Source organism: Kribbella sandramycini, assembly GCF_013131805.1.
Classification (GTDB): Bacteria; Actinomycetota; Actinomycetes; order Propionibacteriales; family Kribbellaceae; genus Kribbella; species Kribbella sandramycini.
The window spans coordinates 135,379-151,283 of the sequence record NZ_JABJRC010000011.1 but is presented as its reverse complement, the minus strand read 5'-3'; the positions used below and the strand labels follow the sequence as shown (position 1 = coordinate 151,283).

13 protein-coding genes are annotated in these 15,905 nt (G+C 66.9%); 10 read left to right on the top strand and 3 right to left on the bottom strand.

The features are described 5' to 3' along the window. Window positions 1-47 precede the first annotated feature (47 nt). The 7 genes from HPO96_RS34155 to HPO96_RS34125 all read left to right on the top strand — a co-directional run bounded on the left by HPO96_RS34155 (window position 48) and on the right by HPO96_RS34125 (window position 10,096). Window positions 48-2,636, top strand: coding sequence for a Z1 domain-containing protein (locus HPO96_RS34155; RefSeq protein WP_202886757.1), 2,589 nt, complete (start codon window positions 48-50; stop codon window positions 2,634-2,636). A 3-nt stretch (window positions 2,637-2,639) separates the two neighbouring features. Then, a complete protein-coding gene (locus tag HPO96_RS34150; protein WP_171678577.1) occupies window positions 2,640-3,650 on the top strand; it encodes a PD-(D/E)XK motif protein in 1,011 nt (336 codons plus the stop codon). Then, window positions 3,647-5,524, top strand: a complete 1,878-nt coding sequence (locus tag HPO96_RS34145) for a hypothetical protein (protein ID WP_171678575.1) — start codon at window positions 3,647-3,649, stop codon at window positions 5,522-5,524. The genes HPO96_RS34150 and HPO96_RS34145 overlap by 4 nt, the downstream gene beginning before the upstream one ends. Window positions 5,525-5,583: 59 nt before the next feature. Beyond that, entirely contained in the window at window positions 5,584-6,417 is an 834-nt protein-coding gene (locus HPO96_RS37710) for a hypothetical protein (protein ID WP_202886756.1), read from the top strand. Beyond that, window positions 6,417-7,196: a DUF6339 family protein gene (locus HPO96_RS34135; protein ID WP_171678573.1), complete on the top strand. Its 780-nt coding sequence runs from the start codon at window positions 6,417-6,419 to the stop codon at window positions 7,194-7,196. Before HPO96_RS37710 ends, HPO96_RS34135 begins: the two co-directional genes overlap by 1 nt. Window positions 7,197-7,308: 112 nt before the next feature. Further along, window positions 7,309-8,982 (top strand): TIGR02391 family protein, encoded by a 1,674-nt coding sequence (locus HPO96_RS34130; protein WP_171678572.1) that lies wholly within the window; start codon window positions 7,309-7,311, stop codon window positions 8,980-8,982. 91 nt (window positions 8,983-9,073) lie between these two features. After that, on the top strand, window positions 9,074-10,096 hold the full coding sequence (locus tag HPO96_RS34125) for a helix-turn-helix transcriptional regulator (protein WP_171678570.1): 1,023 nt from the start codon (window positions 9,074-9,076) through the stop codon (window positions 10,094-10,096). Here HPO96_RS34125 and HPO96_RS34120 read toward each other — a convergent pair. Together HPO96_RS34120 and HPO96_RS34115 are read right to left on the bottom strand one after the other, a co-directional pair. Further along, complete coding sequence (locus HPO96_RS34120; RefSeq protein ID WP_171678569.1) at window positions 10,093-10,689, bottom strand: hypothetical protein; 597 nt, start codon at window positions 10,687-10,689, stop codon at window positions 10,093-10,095. The two genes, HPO96_RS34125 and HPO96_RS34120, sit on opposite strands and share 4 nt — an antisense overlap. After that, window positions 10,686-11,042 carry a hypothetical protein gene (locus tag HPO96_RS34115; RefSeq protein ID WP_171678567.1) on the bottom strand — a complete coding sequence of 119 codons (357 nt, stop codon included), beginning with the start codon at window positions 11,040-11,042 and terminating at the stop codon, window positions 10,686-10,688. The genes HPO96_RS34120 and HPO96_RS34115 overlap by 4 nt, the downstream gene beginning before the upstream one ends. Window positions 11,043-11,124: 82 nt before the next feature. Between HPO96_RS34115 and HPO96_RS34110 the strand changes: the two genes are divergently transcribed. The 3 genes from HPO96_RS34110 (at window position 11,125) to HPO96_RS34100 (ending at window position 14,665) form a co-directional block, all read left to right on the top strand. After that, a complete protein-coding gene (locus HPO96_RS34110; RefSeq protein ID WP_171678565.1) occupies window positions 11,125-11,427 on the top strand; it encodes a hypothetical protein in 303 nt (100 codons plus the stop codon). A 208-nt stretch (window positions 11,428-11,635) separates the two neighbouring features. Further along, window positions 11,636-11,998, top strand: a complete 363-nt coding sequence (locus HPO96_RS34105; RefSeq protein WP_171678563.1) for an effector-associated constant component EACC1 — start codon at window positions 11,636-11,638, stop codon at window positions 11,996-11,998. Between the two features lie 3 nt (window positions 11,999-12,001). Next, window positions 12,002-14,665 carry a caspase, EACC1-associated type gene (locus HPO96_RS34100; RefSeq protein ID WP_238355805.1) on the top strand — a complete coding sequence of 888 codons (2,664 nt, stop codon included), beginning with the start codon at window positions 12,002-12,004 and terminating at the stop codon, window positions 14,663-14,665. Window positions 14,666-14,755: 90 nt separating this feature from the next. Here HPO96_RS34100 and HPO96_RS34095 read toward each other — a convergent pair whose 3' ends face one another. Further along, window positions 14,756-15,886: an epoxide hydrolase family protein gene (locus HPO96_RS34095; protein WP_171678560.1), complete on the bottom strand. Its 1,131-nt coding sequence runs from the start codon at window positions 15,884-15,886 to the stop codon at window positions 14,756-14,758. Between the last annotated feature and the right edge of the window lie 19 nt (window positions 15,887-15,905).

Genomic DNA, 15,905 nt, shown 5'->3' with positions numbered 1-15,905 from the left:
GTCGTGGATCTGGGCACGGCGCCGGGGCGGATGAGAGAGATGTCGGTATGCGCGAAATGAACGATGATCTGGATGCCAAGTACGAGGTCTTCCTCGGGCTCTTGGAGTCCATGACGCCCGACGGCGCCGTGAAGGCGTTGGAGGTCCTGCAACTGGACGCTCGGGTGATCCAGGAGATCATCGAGCGTCACGAACAAGAAGTCATCAAGATCCGGGAGATGGAAGAGCCGCGGACCGTCGTTGTCGAGAACCGTGCCACCTGGTACACGGGGTCACGTCCGCAGGACAAGTGTTGGCCGGCGCTCGTCCGGCAACTCGAGGAGTCGGGGTGGTCCCGCGATCCTGCGATCGACTCGTTGGACGTCGCGTCGAAGCGGGTCGTCTCGCTGTTGAGCCACCCGAGGGAGAAGCTGTTCGCCACCAGAGGCCTGGTGGTGGGGTACGTACAGTCCGGCAAGACGACCAACTTCACCGCTGCCATGGCGAAGGCCGCAGATCGTGGCTACAAGCTGTTCATCGTCCTGGCAGGTATTCACAACGGCCTCCGGCGGCAGACGCAGAAACGTTTGGTCCAGCAGTTGGTGGAGCCGAACCCGTCGCTATGGACCCAGCTGACGGACATGGACCGTGACTTCGTGCCTCCGGCGAACGCGGCGTCGTTCTTCGGGCGGACCAACAAGACCCACGTCCTTTGTGTGATCAAGAAGAACGCCACCGTGCTACGGAAGTTCGCGGACTGGCTGGCCTCCGCTTCGGACTACCTCGCCGATTGTCCGGCCTTGATCATCGACGACGAGGCCGATCAGGCGACAGTAGCGACGAAGTCGATCAACCCCTTGATCCTGGAGATCCTCGGGACGTTGCCGAAGGCTGCGTACGTCGGCTACACGGCCTCGCCGTTCGCCAACCTGTTGATCGACCCGAGTGCGGACGACCTCTACCCGAAGGACTTCGTCGTCAACCTGCCGAAGCCGGTCGGCCACTTCGGCACCGAGGTGGTCTTCGGCCGGTACGCGTTGGACGGCGAGGATCCTGAAGACGTCGACGACGGTTACGACATGATCAGGACGGTCCCGCAGTCCGACGTGGAGCGCGTGCGGCCACTCAAGCGAGTGGACATCGACGGATTCGGGCCCGAGATCACGGATGCGTTGCGCGACGCCGTCCACTACTTCTGGCTCAGCACGGCTGCTCGCCGCGTCCGGGGCACCGGAGTGCCGCATTGCACGATGCTGGTGCACACGAGCGTCAACACCGTCGTCCACCAGCGGTTCCGTGAGCCGCTGGAGAATCTGCGGTCCGAGCTGCTGACGGAGCTCCGTGTCGGAGCCGTTCCCGACGAACTGCGGGTGCTGTGGGAGAAGGAAGTCAACCGGGTGCCCGCCGAGGCGTTCGGGGAGCAGCCCGTCGATTTCGAGACCCTGCTCCCGGAGCTCGCCGGGGTCGTCGGAGATTGCCGGATCATCATGGACAACTCGAGCAGCGAGGATCGGCTCGACTACGACAACGGGCCGGTGGTCGCGCTCGCAGTCGGTGGGAACACGCTCTCGCGCGGTCTGACGCTCGAAGGACTCGCCGTCAGCTACTTCGTGCGCGCGGTGTCGGCGTACGACACGCTGCTGCAAATGGGGCGGTGGTTCGGGTACCGCGACGGCTACGCCGATCTGCCGCGGATCTGGATGACCGAAGAGCTGCAGGACTGGTTCCGTCATCTGTCGACGGTCGAGGCCGAGATGCGTCGGGACATCGAGGTCTACATGACCGAGGACAAGAACCCGCAGACGTTCGCCGTCCGGCTCCGTACGCACCCGGCGCTGCGGGTGACGGCCGCGGCCAAGATGAAGGATGCGGTGCCCGCAGCGTCGGCGTACGGCGGTCAGCGCGTTCAGACCCGCTACTTCCATCTCGACAAGGAATGGTTGGAGTCGAACCAGCGAGAGGCGAACAAGCTGGTCGAGCGGGCTCTTGCCGGGGGCCGGATCGATCCTCCGGCCGAGGAAGGCCGCTATGTCATCAGGGATGTCGACAGCGAGGACGTCCTGAAGTTCCTCGATCTCTATCGGTTCCACGAGCGTTCGCAGGAGTGCGACTCCAACCTCCTCACGCGATACATCGAGAAGCGTCGGAAGGCAGGGGCGCTGCGGAAGTGGAACGTTGCGATCGTCGGCAACCCGGTCGACTCGGCTCCGGGGTCGTACACGTTTGCGCCGGGAATCACGACGGGCCGGGTCGTTCGTGCTCAACTGGGAACCCCGGGGGAGGAAGGCAGCTCGCCGATCGGCGAAGGCGTGGTGACGGCCGACATCAAGACGCTGATGAGCCGACGAGACGCAGCGATCGACCTCAGCGGTGAAACGAGCAAGCTCAACGAGAAGCAGATCAAGCACGAACGTCTCGACCAACTGCCCACCACCGGTCTGTTGGTGCTCTACCCCATCGATCGCGTTTCGCTACCGTCCCATGGTCGTACGACGCGTGTGCCGCTGAACGCCGCTGCCGACGTGATCGGTGTCGGCCTGGTGTTCCCGCAACCAGGAGTCGACAGCACCGTCGAATGGGACTACATCTCGGCGGACCTGTCCAAGATCGACATCGAGGTCGAAGACTTCACCGAGCTCGGTGCGCCGGTGGACTGATTCATGCCACTACGTCTGGTTGTGCAAGAACTCTGGACCGCCTTGAGCGGTGGCGCGGCGTCCGCGTCGGACCGGTTGCGCGTCGCGGACACCCCCGTGATGTCGGCCGCCGGCCCGCTGATGGTTGCGTTGGACGACGCAGGCTGCCGACATCTCCTGGTGCCGGTCTCCGCGGAGCGGGTCGTCCGAGGCGGCTTGAACGGGCCGGCTCTCGTTCTCCGAAAGCGATCATTGGTGGATGACGACGATCGACGGACGTTCGCCGATCTGGCCTGTCTGCGCAAAGACCTCGACGACGTGTTCACAGGCCTCTGCGCCGATGTCCTCCGGAGCGTCGAGAAAGAACCGCGCGATCCGCTCAAGGTTCTCTACGGGCGGTTGGAACGATGGCGTGCGCTTTTCCAGACGTCGAGCCGCTTGCTGGGACCGGAACAACAGGCCGGGCTCTTTGCCGAGCTCACAGTCCTGCAGCGGCTCCTCGAGATCGACCCGAGTGCTCACCGGACATGGACGGGTCCGCAGCGCCACCATCATGACTTCTCCGGCGGCGGGCGTGCTGTGGAGGTCAAGGCGACAACGGTGTCCGACGGGCGTCGTATCAGAGTGCACGGGCTGGATCAGCTCGAGGGATCGCCCGACGGCCTGCACCTCCATTGGGTTCGCCTCGAGGCGGCAAGCGAGGCGGGTCGGAGCTTGAACAGCCTGGTCGACGAGGTGTTGCGCGGTTGTGACGACGAAGGTGACATGCGCACGCGATTGTCCGCCGCCGGCTATCAAGTGGCCGATCGTCGACACTACGACCAGCCGCGGTTCACCGTGGCGGAACGGCGGGCGTATGCTGTCGACTCGGGCTTTCCGCGCTTGATTGCCGGCGATCTGCGTGCGGCCGGCGTCCCGATCAACGTCACGGACGTCCAGTACACGGTCGATCTGTCGAGCGAACCTCCGGTCCCCCTCCCTGACGTTCAGGCAGCGGAACATCTCGTCGCCATGCTGCAGGGGAATCCGGAATGACGCCTGGATGGCTGTCCCAGACCTTTCCACCGGACGGCGCCAGCGCGGCCGAGGGGATCCGGAACCAACTCGGTCGCCCGGAGCTCGACCTCCTGACGATCCTCGTTCGTGAGGCTGCGCAGAACTCGTGGGACGCGCGGGTCCGCGGGCGGCGGAGACCTGTCGCCTTCCGGATCGAATTCGGGTCGGTGAGCGCGGCTCACCTCGGCGCCTGGCGTGAACTCCTGCTGCAGAACGCACCGCTCGATCACCAGCTACCGCTACGCGGCGCGCTCCGCCGCTCCGACATCCGACTTCTCAGCGTTTCGGACCGAGGAACCACCGGCCTCGGCGGGCCCACTCGGGCCGACGTTGCCCAGGGCGCCAACCACGACTTCGTTTCGTTCGTCCGGAACATCGGCGAGCCGCGTGACACCGAGCTGGGCGGTGGGACCTACGGCTTCGGCAAGGGGATCTTCTACCTCGTCTCGAAGGCGGGAGCAGTTCTGCTCCACACCAGGTGCGCGACCGACGAAGGGCTGCAGACGCGCCTGATCGGCTGTGCGCTGTGGAAGAGCTACGTCGGGCAGGAGGATGCCGAGGAGCGGCGGTACACAGGGCGCCACTGGTGGGGCGAAGCGATCGACGGGATCGTCGAACCGTTGATCGGCGATGCGGCCGATCAGGCTGCTCAACGTCTGGGACTACAACCGTTCGAGGCTGACGAGACCGGCACCACGGTCGTCGTCATCGACCCGATGCTCGACGACATGGAGCCGACGCAGGCTGCGGAGTACGTCGCCGAGTCCATTGCCTGGCAGCTCTGGCCGAAGACGATCGCGACCGAAGAGCGTCCACAGGGCATGCAGTTCGCGGTTCGCTGCGACGGCCGCGAGGTACCTGTGCCCGACCCGGAGACCACACGGCCGCTCGATCTCTTCGTCGCCGCCTATCGGGAGCTCGCCGCAGGCGAAGGCAAACGCCTGGAGTGTCGAAGCCCGCGAAAGTATCTCGGTCGGCTGGGCTTGGCGAAGCGAGTCGGACTGCCCGTCCCCGCGAGTATGGCGTCGCTGACAGCCGGGATCGAGGATCTTGTTCACCACGTCTGCCTGATGCGACCGGCAGAGCTGGTCGTCAGCTATTTCAGGGGGCCGAAGCCACCGAGTGAGCTCCAGTCGTATGCAGGCGTCTTCCGGGCGGACACCGGGATGGACGAGATCTACGCACGTGCTGAACCACCGACCCACGACAGTTGGAACCCCCACTCGCTGCAGCTCCCGGAAAGCACCTTTGTTCGCACCACCTTCAGACGCATTACAGAGGCTCTCGAGGGGTTGCTCGAGCTGGGCGGGACTGCTCGTGGAGGTGGATCCACGATCTCACTCGGAGCGGCGAGTGGACGTTTCGCTTCGCTCGTCGCCGGCGCGGACGGCCTTGGCGGCGCCTCTGACTTCAAGCCCCGTCCAGGCGCTGCGTCGGGAGGTCGAGCACCAGGGGCGGGCGGTGGTGTCGGCGGTTCGATCGATCGGGGAGGTCGCGATGGGAGCCGGCTCAACCGGGGGCGGATCGAGTACGTTGGTGACCCCTACCTCGACAGCCGAGATGGAGCGACGGTGGTCGTCCAGGACTTCCGGCTGCCGGACGTCGGGGATCACGAGGTGCACGTCGATGCCGGTGTCTTGACCGGGCCGGGTACGCGGGAGACCGAGCCGCCGATCGGTGCCGCTGTACCCACGTTCGTCGCGTGGGAAGGTGACCAGGGGCGAGTTGTGGAGGACCGGGTCCTGCGAATCACCGGCGGCGATGGCACGACCTGGCGCGTGATCGTGCGTCCTGCTGCCGACACGGTGACGGAGCTCGATGTGACCGTTCGGTCGGCGCCGGGCCAGTCATGAGGAGACAATCGCTGCCGTATCGGCAGCCACCCAACGATGTCGTTCGAGCAGATCACTGGATGCTCGTGGTGGACGAGGAGCAGATACCGCTGCCCAGCCATTTGCCTGACTGGGACTATCGAACGGATATCCGTCTCCGCCGAACTGTGCAGGTGGACGTCGGAGCATTGCGAACAGGAGCGGGCCTGCCTCCGGACGCGCCGATCGCGCTCGCGGTCGTCTGGACCGCGACCGGTTCCGGTCTGCGGTCATCGCCCTGTCGGATTCCGATCAAGGCAGCCGACACCGAGTCTGTGCACCTGGACGTTCGAATCGCCGGTGCTGATCTGGGGGGTCTGCTGATACTCGAAACCGTGGCTGTGCTGGACGACAGAATGCCTGCCGCAGCCCCGATCTCGCCGCGGCGCGCGGGTTCGGTCCTGTGGCGTGAGCGTTGCGAGCTTCGCCTGCAGGGTGATGCGCCGCAGTTTCCACTGGCGATCGTCGACTTCGGCAGAACCTCGTTTCCGAACGACGCCGGTTGGCACCTGCAGATCTCGCCGAACCTTTCCGCAGCGACGATGGGTGCGATGCTGTTACTGATCAACGAGCGCAACCAGGCGGCGATGTCCGCCTTCAAGAACGCGGCAAAGCCGCGGGCCGTGGACAAAGCCGTTCTGTCCACGATCTACATGGACGTGGCGCGAACGATGGTCGAGCATGCGCTGCGTTCCGAAGAGTTCTCGGAGACCGCGGACTACGAGGACGAGACGCTGGGCGCCACGCTCACGGCGCTCGTGGACCAGCTGTTCCCCGGTATCTCGATCGGTGATCTGAGGCTCCGGATGGAGAACGCGCCGGCGCATTTCGCGTCGGAGATCCAGGCCGCGGTCAAGGTGTTCGGAGACGATTGATGGGTGTTCTTTATCCTCGGCTGCTGGCAGAGCAGGCCAGGACGATGCACGAGCTCTACCGCACTCTCGAGATCGCCGAGTTGGGGCGTCGAGCAGGCATGACGCACGATTCGAGCATCTTTGCCGCCGTCGGTGGTGATCGTGCCGGGATCGACGACCTGGCCGCGCTACGACTGGCGGTGGTCGACCTGGCCACCGGGTACGGGTTCCCGGCTGAGTCCTCGCGCGACGCACGCCGTGATTTCGACCTGCGTGTCGCGGAGACATTGCACTCGGGGATGCACATGGTGCCGGCGGAGGCAGCAGCAGGGGATGTTTGGGCGTTTCTCGCGCTGGTACTGCTGCCCGACGTCGCCTACTGGCGATATCCCCGACCGCCTGGAGATCGTGTCCTGGCCACCGACATCACCCGACACGTCTTCGGCAGACTCTGGTGGCGAGCACACCTCGTGTATTCCGGCGGTGAGGTGAACCCGTACGGGGCGCTGGGCATTCTCGGCGAAGCAGCCTTCGACCAGATCTATGCTCGGCGTAAGGCGCTGGGCGCGAGCCCACATCTGGTCAAGGCGATTCTTCGAACCTGGGCCGATCTCGACCTGGGAGATCTCGACGAACGCGAAGTACTGCGCGGTTTTCTCCAACGGCTGTTGCGACTGAGTCCGTTCGTGGTTTTCGACGCTCTGGACGCCGAAACCCTGGATGCCGAACTGCGCGTGGTCGTACTCGAAACCGTCGACGCCGTGCGGGCCGACCGTCCGGCGTCCGGTCGAATCGGCTGACACGCCCGGCCGCTCCGTGCGGATCGCGTTTCGATAGTTTTGGATTGCCCGACGGCGTCGTGATCACCTGATCGGCGTCGGCAACATCGGCCGAACTTCGAGGATGACATCGGTGAGTTTTCCACTGACGCTGCAGTTCGACCCGCTGACGATCGAGCATTTGGGGTACAAGATGTACTCCCATCTGCCGAACGCTTTGGCGGAGCTGATCGCCAATGCCTACGATGCCGATGCGACCAAGGTCAAAGTGATCCTCCGCGACGCCAACGGCGAACGGGCGGTCGTCGTCGAGGACAACGGACACGGCATGGGTCTCGGTGACCTCCAGGAGAAGTATCTCCGGATCGGTCGCAATCGGCGGGCGGGCGGTGACGATCGATCCGAATCCGGCCGGCGTGCGGTGGCCGGGAAGAAGGGATTGGGAAAGCTTGCCCTGTTCGGTATCGGAGAAACAATCCTCTTGACGACGAAGCGGCAAGGAACGACCGAGGAGCTGCGGGTCGCGCTCAGTTGGTCCGAGATCAAGAACGCGACCGGCACCGAGTACCACCCGGCGTTGTCCGCGCATCGATCCGCGCCCGAGTCGCACGGCACCTCGGTCGAGTTGACACGATTGCACCGGCGGACGCCTGTGAATGCCCGTGAGTTGGCGCAGAGCTTGGGCAGGCTGTTCGGCTACCTGGACGACGACTTCACGATCGAGGTGATCGATGCGGGCGGAACCAGCAGACCGGTCGACCGCGACGCTCGGCTCGACTCGCTGGAGCGGGACATCGAGTGGCGCGTGCCCGAGGATCTCTCCGGCGACCTGAAAGCGAAGATTCCGAACAACAGGATCCGAGGTCGGATCGTCGCGGCGGCAAAGCCGGTTCCGGCCGAGCAGCGTGGTATCGCGCTCTACGCGCACGGACGGTTGGCGAACGAGCCGGAGTTCTACGGCGTCTCCGAGTCGAGCTACGCCTTCTCCTACCTGACGGGCTACCTCGATGTTGACTACATCGATGACGACACGGCCGATGTGATCTCGACGGATCGTCGGTCGATCAGCTGGGACGGCGATCTGACGGTCGAGCTCAACCAGTACATCCAGCAGTTGCTCCGTTGGGCGTCGCTCGAGCGCAGAGCTGCTCGCAAGAAGGCCTCGAAGGAGCGGATCGAGGCGCGGCACGACGTCGATCTGGACAAATGGGTCGGATCGATCAGGACCGAGGAACGCGACGCCGTGGGGCGCGCCGCCGCCGTCCTGACGTCGGCGGACTCGGCACTCGACGACCGAGACCGCGACTCACTCTTGACCAGCCTGCGCGAGATCGCTCCCGACTACGCCGACCTGCACTGGAGACATCTGCATCCCGCGATCAAGGAGGTGTCCGAGCGGTACTACGAGTCGGGGCATTTCCACGCGGCGATGTCCGAGGCGCTGAAGCGCTTCGTCAACGACATCCGGAAGGTGATCGGGAGCGACGGGGAGAACGCAACGGCGATCGTCAACAAGGCGTTCAAGTTCGACAGCAATCCCCCTCAGATCGACGTCGCCGGATCCTTTGCTGCCGCCGGCTTCGACGGGAACACGCTGACTGCCCTCCGCAACGGGCAATGGCGACTGTCCGACGGTGTCGTCGCTGCATTTCGCAACCCCCTCGCGCACGAGGAGGAGATGCGCTTGATCGAGACAGAGGCGATGACGTACCAGGACTGCCTCGACGCGCTCAGCATCGTCTCGCACCTCTATCGCCACTTCGAGCGTGCTCTCCCCGTAGTCGGGGACGACGCTCCGTCCAACTGACCTGCTGCATCTTTCTGCACGGTACGGGTCGAGGCGGCACGCCCGCGCAGTGTTGATTGCGGAAGGGGGGTTGCCGCGATTGGATGGGGGGATGTTGGAGACGTCGGGGCGGTTGTTGCGGTTGTTGGGGTTGTTGCAGGGGCGGCGGGAGTGGGGTGGGGGGGAGTTGGCGGGGCGGTTGGGGGTTAGTACGCGGACTTTGCGGACTGATGTGGAGCGGTTGCGGGTTTTGGGGTATCCGGTGGAGGCTCGGCCGGGGGTGGGTGGGGGGTATCGGTTGGGGGCTGGTGGGGAGTTGCCGCCGTTGTTGCTGGATGACGAGGAGGCGGTGGCGGTTGCGGTGGGGTTGCGGACGGGGGCGGGGGGTGGGGTGGCGGGGATCGAGGAGACTTCGGTTCGGGCGTTGGTGAAGTTGGAGCAGGTGTTGCCGGGGCGGTTGCGGCAGCGGGTGCGGGCGGTTTCGTCGGCGATGGTGTCGGTGGGCGGGGGCGGGCCGCAGGTGGACGCCGAGGCGCTGGTGGCGGTGGCGGGGGCGATCCGGGATCGGGAGCGGTTGCGGTTCGAGTACGCCGCGGAGGCGGCGGCTGGGGTGTGGGGGACTTCGCAGGACGGGAGTACGCCGCGCGACGGCGGGGGCGTCGAAGACGGTACGGCGGACTTCGTGCCGCCGCGGACGGTGGAGCCGCATCGGCTGGTGTCGTGGGGGCGGCAGTGGTATTTGGTTGCTTGGGACAACGAGGTGTGGGAGGTCTTCCGGGTCGACCGGATGCGGATCAAGACGCCGAACGGGGCGCGGTTCGCGCTGCGGGAGTTGAGTGAGTCGGCGGCGGGTGATCTGGTTCGCCGGTCGGTGGGGGAGGCGTCGTGGCGTTATCGGGCTCGGGTCCGGGTGCTGGCGTCGAGTCTGTATGTGCAGAACCGGATGCCGATGCCGATCGAGCCTGAGGTGGTCGACGAGAACACGTGCATCGTCGAGCTCGGGTCGGACAATCCGCATCAGCTTGCGCTGTGGCTCGGGTTGATGGACGCAGACTTCGAGGTGCTGGACGCCCCCGAGCTGGCCGAGGCCGTGCGTGCGGTGGGCGATCGCTACCACCGCGCCGCCGGGAGCTAACGCCCCCGCTCCGGCGGATCGCCGCGCCGCGGCCCGGCGGCCGGGCTGTTGGTGGTCGGTGGTGTGACGGCGCCGCGCGCCGAGGCGACGTCACCCGCGGCGGCGAGGGCGGCGCGGATGTCGGGTGGGAGGGCTTGGCGGATCGGCGCCGGTGGTGCGGTTTCGCTGGTTGGCCGGAACGACTGGAGACGGACGCCCTCTCTCCGGTTGAGGCGGGCGGCGGCCTCCTCGAAGGGGCGGTCGTTGCCGCGGTGCGCGAAGGCGACAACCTCGCGGTAGGGGAGCCCACCGTCTTCGGCTTCGAACTCGCGATAGATGAGGCGATGGGACGGCCCGAGGTCGGAGCCGCGGCGCATCTCCGGAACGACGGCGAGTTTGATCTCGGCGCAATCGCTCAAGTCGTGGCGCTTGTTGGTCAGGCGCTTTCCGGCGAACTCCGCTTCACGGCCGTCGATCACGGCTTGGATGCCGAGCCGGAGCGCGTAGTACTCGCGGGCGCGGAGGCCGCCCGGCTCTTGCCCCTTGGCGGCCTGGGCCAAGGTCAGGAGATGCCTGCGGATCTCCGGGCGGGCAAGGGGGCGGTACTGCGTCATTTGGGCCGGAAGTCGGAGTCGTCGAGTTTTTCGTTGAGATCCCAGCCGAGTTCGGCCGCGACGTCCTCGATGGGTACCGAGGGCTGTGGGTCGGCGAGGCGCCGGCGCGCCGTCTCGTAGAGGTGGTCGAAGCCCTCCTCTTCGATCGCCAGGGCTTCGAGGCGGCGCCATAGATCGAAGGGGATGACGACGCCCTCGGGCTGGCCCGCGTCGCCGAAGATCAGCGGTTCGGAATCGCCGGTGCGGAAGCGTTCGAGCATCTGGGGGAGCAACTCGCCCGCGATCGCGGTCTTGATCACCCAAACGCGGTCGCCGTCGGGGAGGAGGTGGGGGGTTTCGTCGTCGGGGGGCATGGGGGCCTTTCGGTGGGTTGGGTTCAGCATAGGTGGGGGGTGGTGTGTGAGGGTGGGGTTATCCACAGGGTTGGAGGAGATGGTGGGCGAAGGGCGTTGGGTGTTGGTGCGGGCGGGGGACGGGAAGGCGCTGCAGGGGTTGCGGCAGGAGCTGGCTGAGCAGGACTTGGCTACGCAGGAGATGCCGGGGTCGGCGATTGCGGTCGGGCTGGCGGGTGGGGAGGCGGTGGCGGCGACTGTGGTCGGGGTGCTGCGGGACTGGATTCATCGGCGCCGGAGTCCGGAGCGGGTGGAGCTCGTGGTGGGCGAGGGGACGCGCACCGTCGAGCGGGCGACGGTGGATGCCGAGGTGGGGGCGATCGAGGCGTTCCTGGTGGGGCGGTAAGGGAGCGTTTGAACGTTGTGGGGTGCGGGCGAGCGGCGTAGTTTCGAAGTGGTTTCCGGCTGAGGACGCGCCGCAGGAAGCTCTGCCCGGATTCCCTCCGGATGGGTGGAGCCCAAAGGAGCCCGGGGCGCTTGGCGTTCCGGGCTCCCTCACGGACCGTTGCGGGATGGTGCACGGACCGGGATCATGAAGACCGGGAGGGGTGCCGGTGGGGGATTGGGTGCGCGTCGTGGTGGTGGACGACGACGCGGAGCATGCGGAGCGCGGCGTCCGGCAGTTGCGGCGCCGGTTGGCGGAGCACGAGATCGACACGCGTGCGGTTGAGGGGAGTGCGCCGGCGGCGGCCAAGGGCGACGCGGTGACGTTCACGGAGATCGCGGTCGCGCTCGGTGGTACGGGCGGTGCGGTGTCCATCTTGATCGCGATCCTGCGGGAGTGGCTTGGACGGCGGGCGCCGCAGCAGCGGGTCACGTTGACGATCGGGGACGACTCGATCGAGGTCGACGGCGTCCTGACGGACAAGCACGGCGAGCTGATCGACGCGTTCCTGCGTAAGCACAGTGCGAGCTGAGCCATGGGCCGGCGACGTGCGTTGCTCGTGGCAACTTATGAGTACGACGACGGCGGGCTGCGGCAGTTGGTATCGCCCGCGCAGGATGCCGAGGCGCTGGCCGAGGTGCTGCGTGATCCGGCCGTCGCGGGGTACGACGTACAGGTCTTGATCAACGAGTCGTCGAGCCGGGTCGGTGAGGCGATCGGCGAGTTCTACGAGTCGGCCGAGCGAGACGATCTGACCCTGCTGTATTTCAGCGGCCACGGCCTGAAGGACGACAACGGCCGGCTGTATCTCGCGACCAAGAACACCAATCGCGAGCGGCTGCGCTTCACCAGCCTGCCCGCGCGCATCATCGACGAGGCGGTCGACGAGAGCGTCGCGCGGCAGAAGGTCCTGATCCTCGATTGTTGTTACGGCGGCGCGTACGCCGTCCAGCGGTTCGCCAAGGCGGACACGACGGTTGACACCAAGGCCGCGCTCGGTGGTCGCGGCCGCATCGTGCTGACTGCGACCGAGGCGACGCAGTACGCGTTCGAGGGCGCGCAGGTCCATGGGCAAGCCGCGCAGTCGGTCTTCACCCGGCATGTGGTGGAGGGGCTGCGAAGCGGCGCCGCCGACCTCGACTACGACGGCGACATCACGGTCGACGAGCTCTATCGCTATGTGTACGAGAAAGTCGTTGCCGAGCAGCCGGGCCAGCGGCCCAAACAGATCGCGGAGACCGAGGGACGCACGGTCATCGCCGGCAACTCGCACTGGTCGTTCCCGGCCTCGATCGACGCCGACCTGCGGCAGCCGCTGCGTCGCGAGGCAGCATTCGCGCAGCTGGGAAAGTGGCTTGAGGCAACCAATACGCAGGTACGGCGGTCGACGCGCGCCAAACTCGAGGAGTTGCTGACCGACGACAGCCGAGCCGTCGCGGCAATGGCCCAGTCGTACCTGGACCGTCCAGCGCGGCCGGAGCCGATCGAGCCGGTACGCCGTCCCACCGGCCCGACCTTCGGCGCGGCCGCGCGGGCAAGCAGCCGACGCTGGCGCCACCGCCTGGGCCTCCTTCGCGGCACAGCAGCCGGCCTCCACGCCGCCGCCGCAAACTGGTGGGTCTCCGCATTGCTGCTCGTCGCCGCGGGGCTCGCGATCACCGCCGCCGTCCTCCGCATAACGCCGTACTCGATCGCGCTGGCAGTCGTTGTCAGCTCCGCCTTCGCGCTGTCGTTCCGCGGTCGCGCGTTCATCTCGGGCCTGCTGCCACCGGCCGTCCTGAGTACGGCGATCGCTGCGCCTGACGTCCTGATGATCGCAGCCCATCTCGCCTGGCTGGCGGCGATCGTCATCAGCCTGCCCAAACGGCGGCCCACAATGCCGGGCGTGCAACGCGGCCAACTGATCCCAGCCGTGCTTGCAGCCCTGCTTGTTCTCTTCCTGGTAGTCGACCAATACCGTAGCCCGAGCGGGTTCGACGCCATACCGCATCTCACCTCGACCGCGGTTCTCGGCCTGATCGCGGCCGAGTTCGCGCTGATCGCGCCGCTGCTCGACTTCGGCCGAGCGGTCACCGCCGGCTCGGTGGTCGGCGGGTTCGCCGTCTGGTCAGGACTCTTCGCCGTCGAGCAGCCGATCGTCTGGGCGCTGCTCGCGGTCTGGCTGCTGATCGGCGTTCTGACGATCGCGCGGCCGCGACGGTCCGGCGTACCGATCGGGCGGCTGGTGACGGCTGGGTTGTTGACTCCCGCCGTCCTCGGTGGCGTCGCGTTCGCCGTCGTACCGGCTGCGCCGAGGGCGCCGATCGCGGCCGCGATCGCGCTGAGCTCTGACGACCGCACGCTCTACGTGGCCGATATCAGCAACGATCGGGTCTTGAAGATCGACACGACGACCCGCGAGCAGGTCGGCACGGCCGTCCCCGTCGGCGACCGTCCGGTGCGACTCCTCCTGACACCTGATGGCGCGACGCTCTACGTCGCGAACGCCGAAGCAGACACGATCTCTGTCATCGACGTCGCAACCTGGACGGCTGTCGATACGCCGATCCCGGTGGCGCCGGAGCCGATCGAGCTGGCGCTGAGCCCAGCGAGACAACGCCTTTACGTGCTCAGTGCCAAGGCGGAGACGATCACCGAGATCGACACCGCTGAGCGGCGTACCGTCGGCGGTCCGTTGGCCAGCGGGCCGAACCCGGGCGACATCGCCGTTGATGCCAACGGCGAGCGCCTGTACGTCGCCAACCAGGACGCCGGCACGGTGTCGGTGATCGATACCGCGACGCGCCAACCGGCGCGTAGCCCGATCAAGGTCGGCGCGAAACCGCGGGATCTGGCGCCGGGGCCGGAGGGAGCGCTCTACGTGATCGGGGCGTCGTCGTACGCCGTCATCAACACGAAGGTCGAGACGTCGCGCCCGACGCCGGTCGAGTTACCGAACGAATCCGCGTTCGGGGTTGCGGATGGCAAGTATCTGTACGTCGCGAGCCGGGCGAAACAAGATGATGAGCTGCTTGTGGTCGACGTCGGGAGTCGCGCGGTGGTGCGGTCGCTGACCGATGACGCGCTGGGGCTCACGATCGGTCTCGCCGTCGGTGCGGACGGCCGGCGGCTCTACGCCACCGGCTATTACCAGGACGGCATCGTCGTCCTGGACAGCGCGGGCTCGCGGGCGATCGGCGTCATCGGGCTGAAACGCTAGAGGGCCCGGAGCGCTGAGCGCTCCGGGCTGCCTCGGTCGTTACCAGGTGGCGGCGGCGAAGGTCGCCGTCCGCCGTGGCGCGGCGGCTCTTCAGAGGTTGCGGAAGAAGGCGCGCAGGTCGGCGGTCACGTCCTCGGGACGCTCCAGGGAGGCGAAGTGGCCGCCCTTCTCGAAGTTCGACCAGTGCACGATGTTGGTGTTGTCGCGGTCGGCCAGCGAGCGGATGGTCTTGAAGTCGTCGGCGAAGACGGCGACGCCGGTCGGGGCGTGGTTGAGCTGCGGCTCGGCGCCGGAGTGCGCCTCCTCGTAGTGGTAGCGGCCGGCGGCGGCCGAGGTGTTGGTGAACCAGTACAGCGAGACCTCGGTCAGGATCTGGTCGCGGGAGACCAGGCTGGTGCCGTTGCCGAAGCTGTTGAACAGCTCGTTCCAGGCGAGCTGGCCGACCGGGGAGTCGGAGATGCCAACGGCAACGGTCTGCGGACGGCTCGCGTTGATCGCGTTGTACCCGCCGACCGACTGGAACCACTTCATGTGCTCCAGCGCGGCGTAGTCCTCCGGGCCGAACTTCTCGAACTCGGCCGGGTCGCCGGACGGGAACGAGAACAGCTGCAGCACGTGCAGCCCGAGGAAGCCCTCAGGGTTCAGGACGCCGAGCTCGCGGGCGATCATCGCGCCGCCGTCGGAGCCGTGGACGCCGTACGACGCGTAGCCCAGCCGCCGCATCAGGGTGTCGAAGGTCGTCGCGACCCGGGCCATCGTCCAGCCGCGGTCGACCAGCGGGGTGCTGAAGCCGAACCCGGGGATGGAGGGGACGACGACCGAGAACGCGTCCTCGGCGGAGCCGCCGTACGCCTCCGGGTCGGTGAGCGGGCCGATCATGTCGAGGAAGTCGACGAACGAGCCGGGGTAGGTGTGCGCGAGCAGCAGCGGAGTCGCGCCCTCGACCTTGGACGGGACGTGCAGGAAGTGGACGGTCTGGCCGTCGATCTCGGTCAGGTAGTGCGGGAACTCGTTCATCCGCGCCTCCTGCGCCCGCCAGTCGAACTCACCCTTCCAGTGGTCGACGGTCTCGCGCAGGTAGTGGTTCGGGGTGCCGAGGTCCCAGTTGTCGCCGGGGGCCGGCTCGGGCAGGCGGGTCCGCTCGAGGCGGGCCTGCAGGTCGTCCAGGTCGGCCTGGGCGATGTTGACGGTGAAGCTGCGGATGTTCTCGTTCGTGGTCATGGCTTCAGCGTAGGATCGG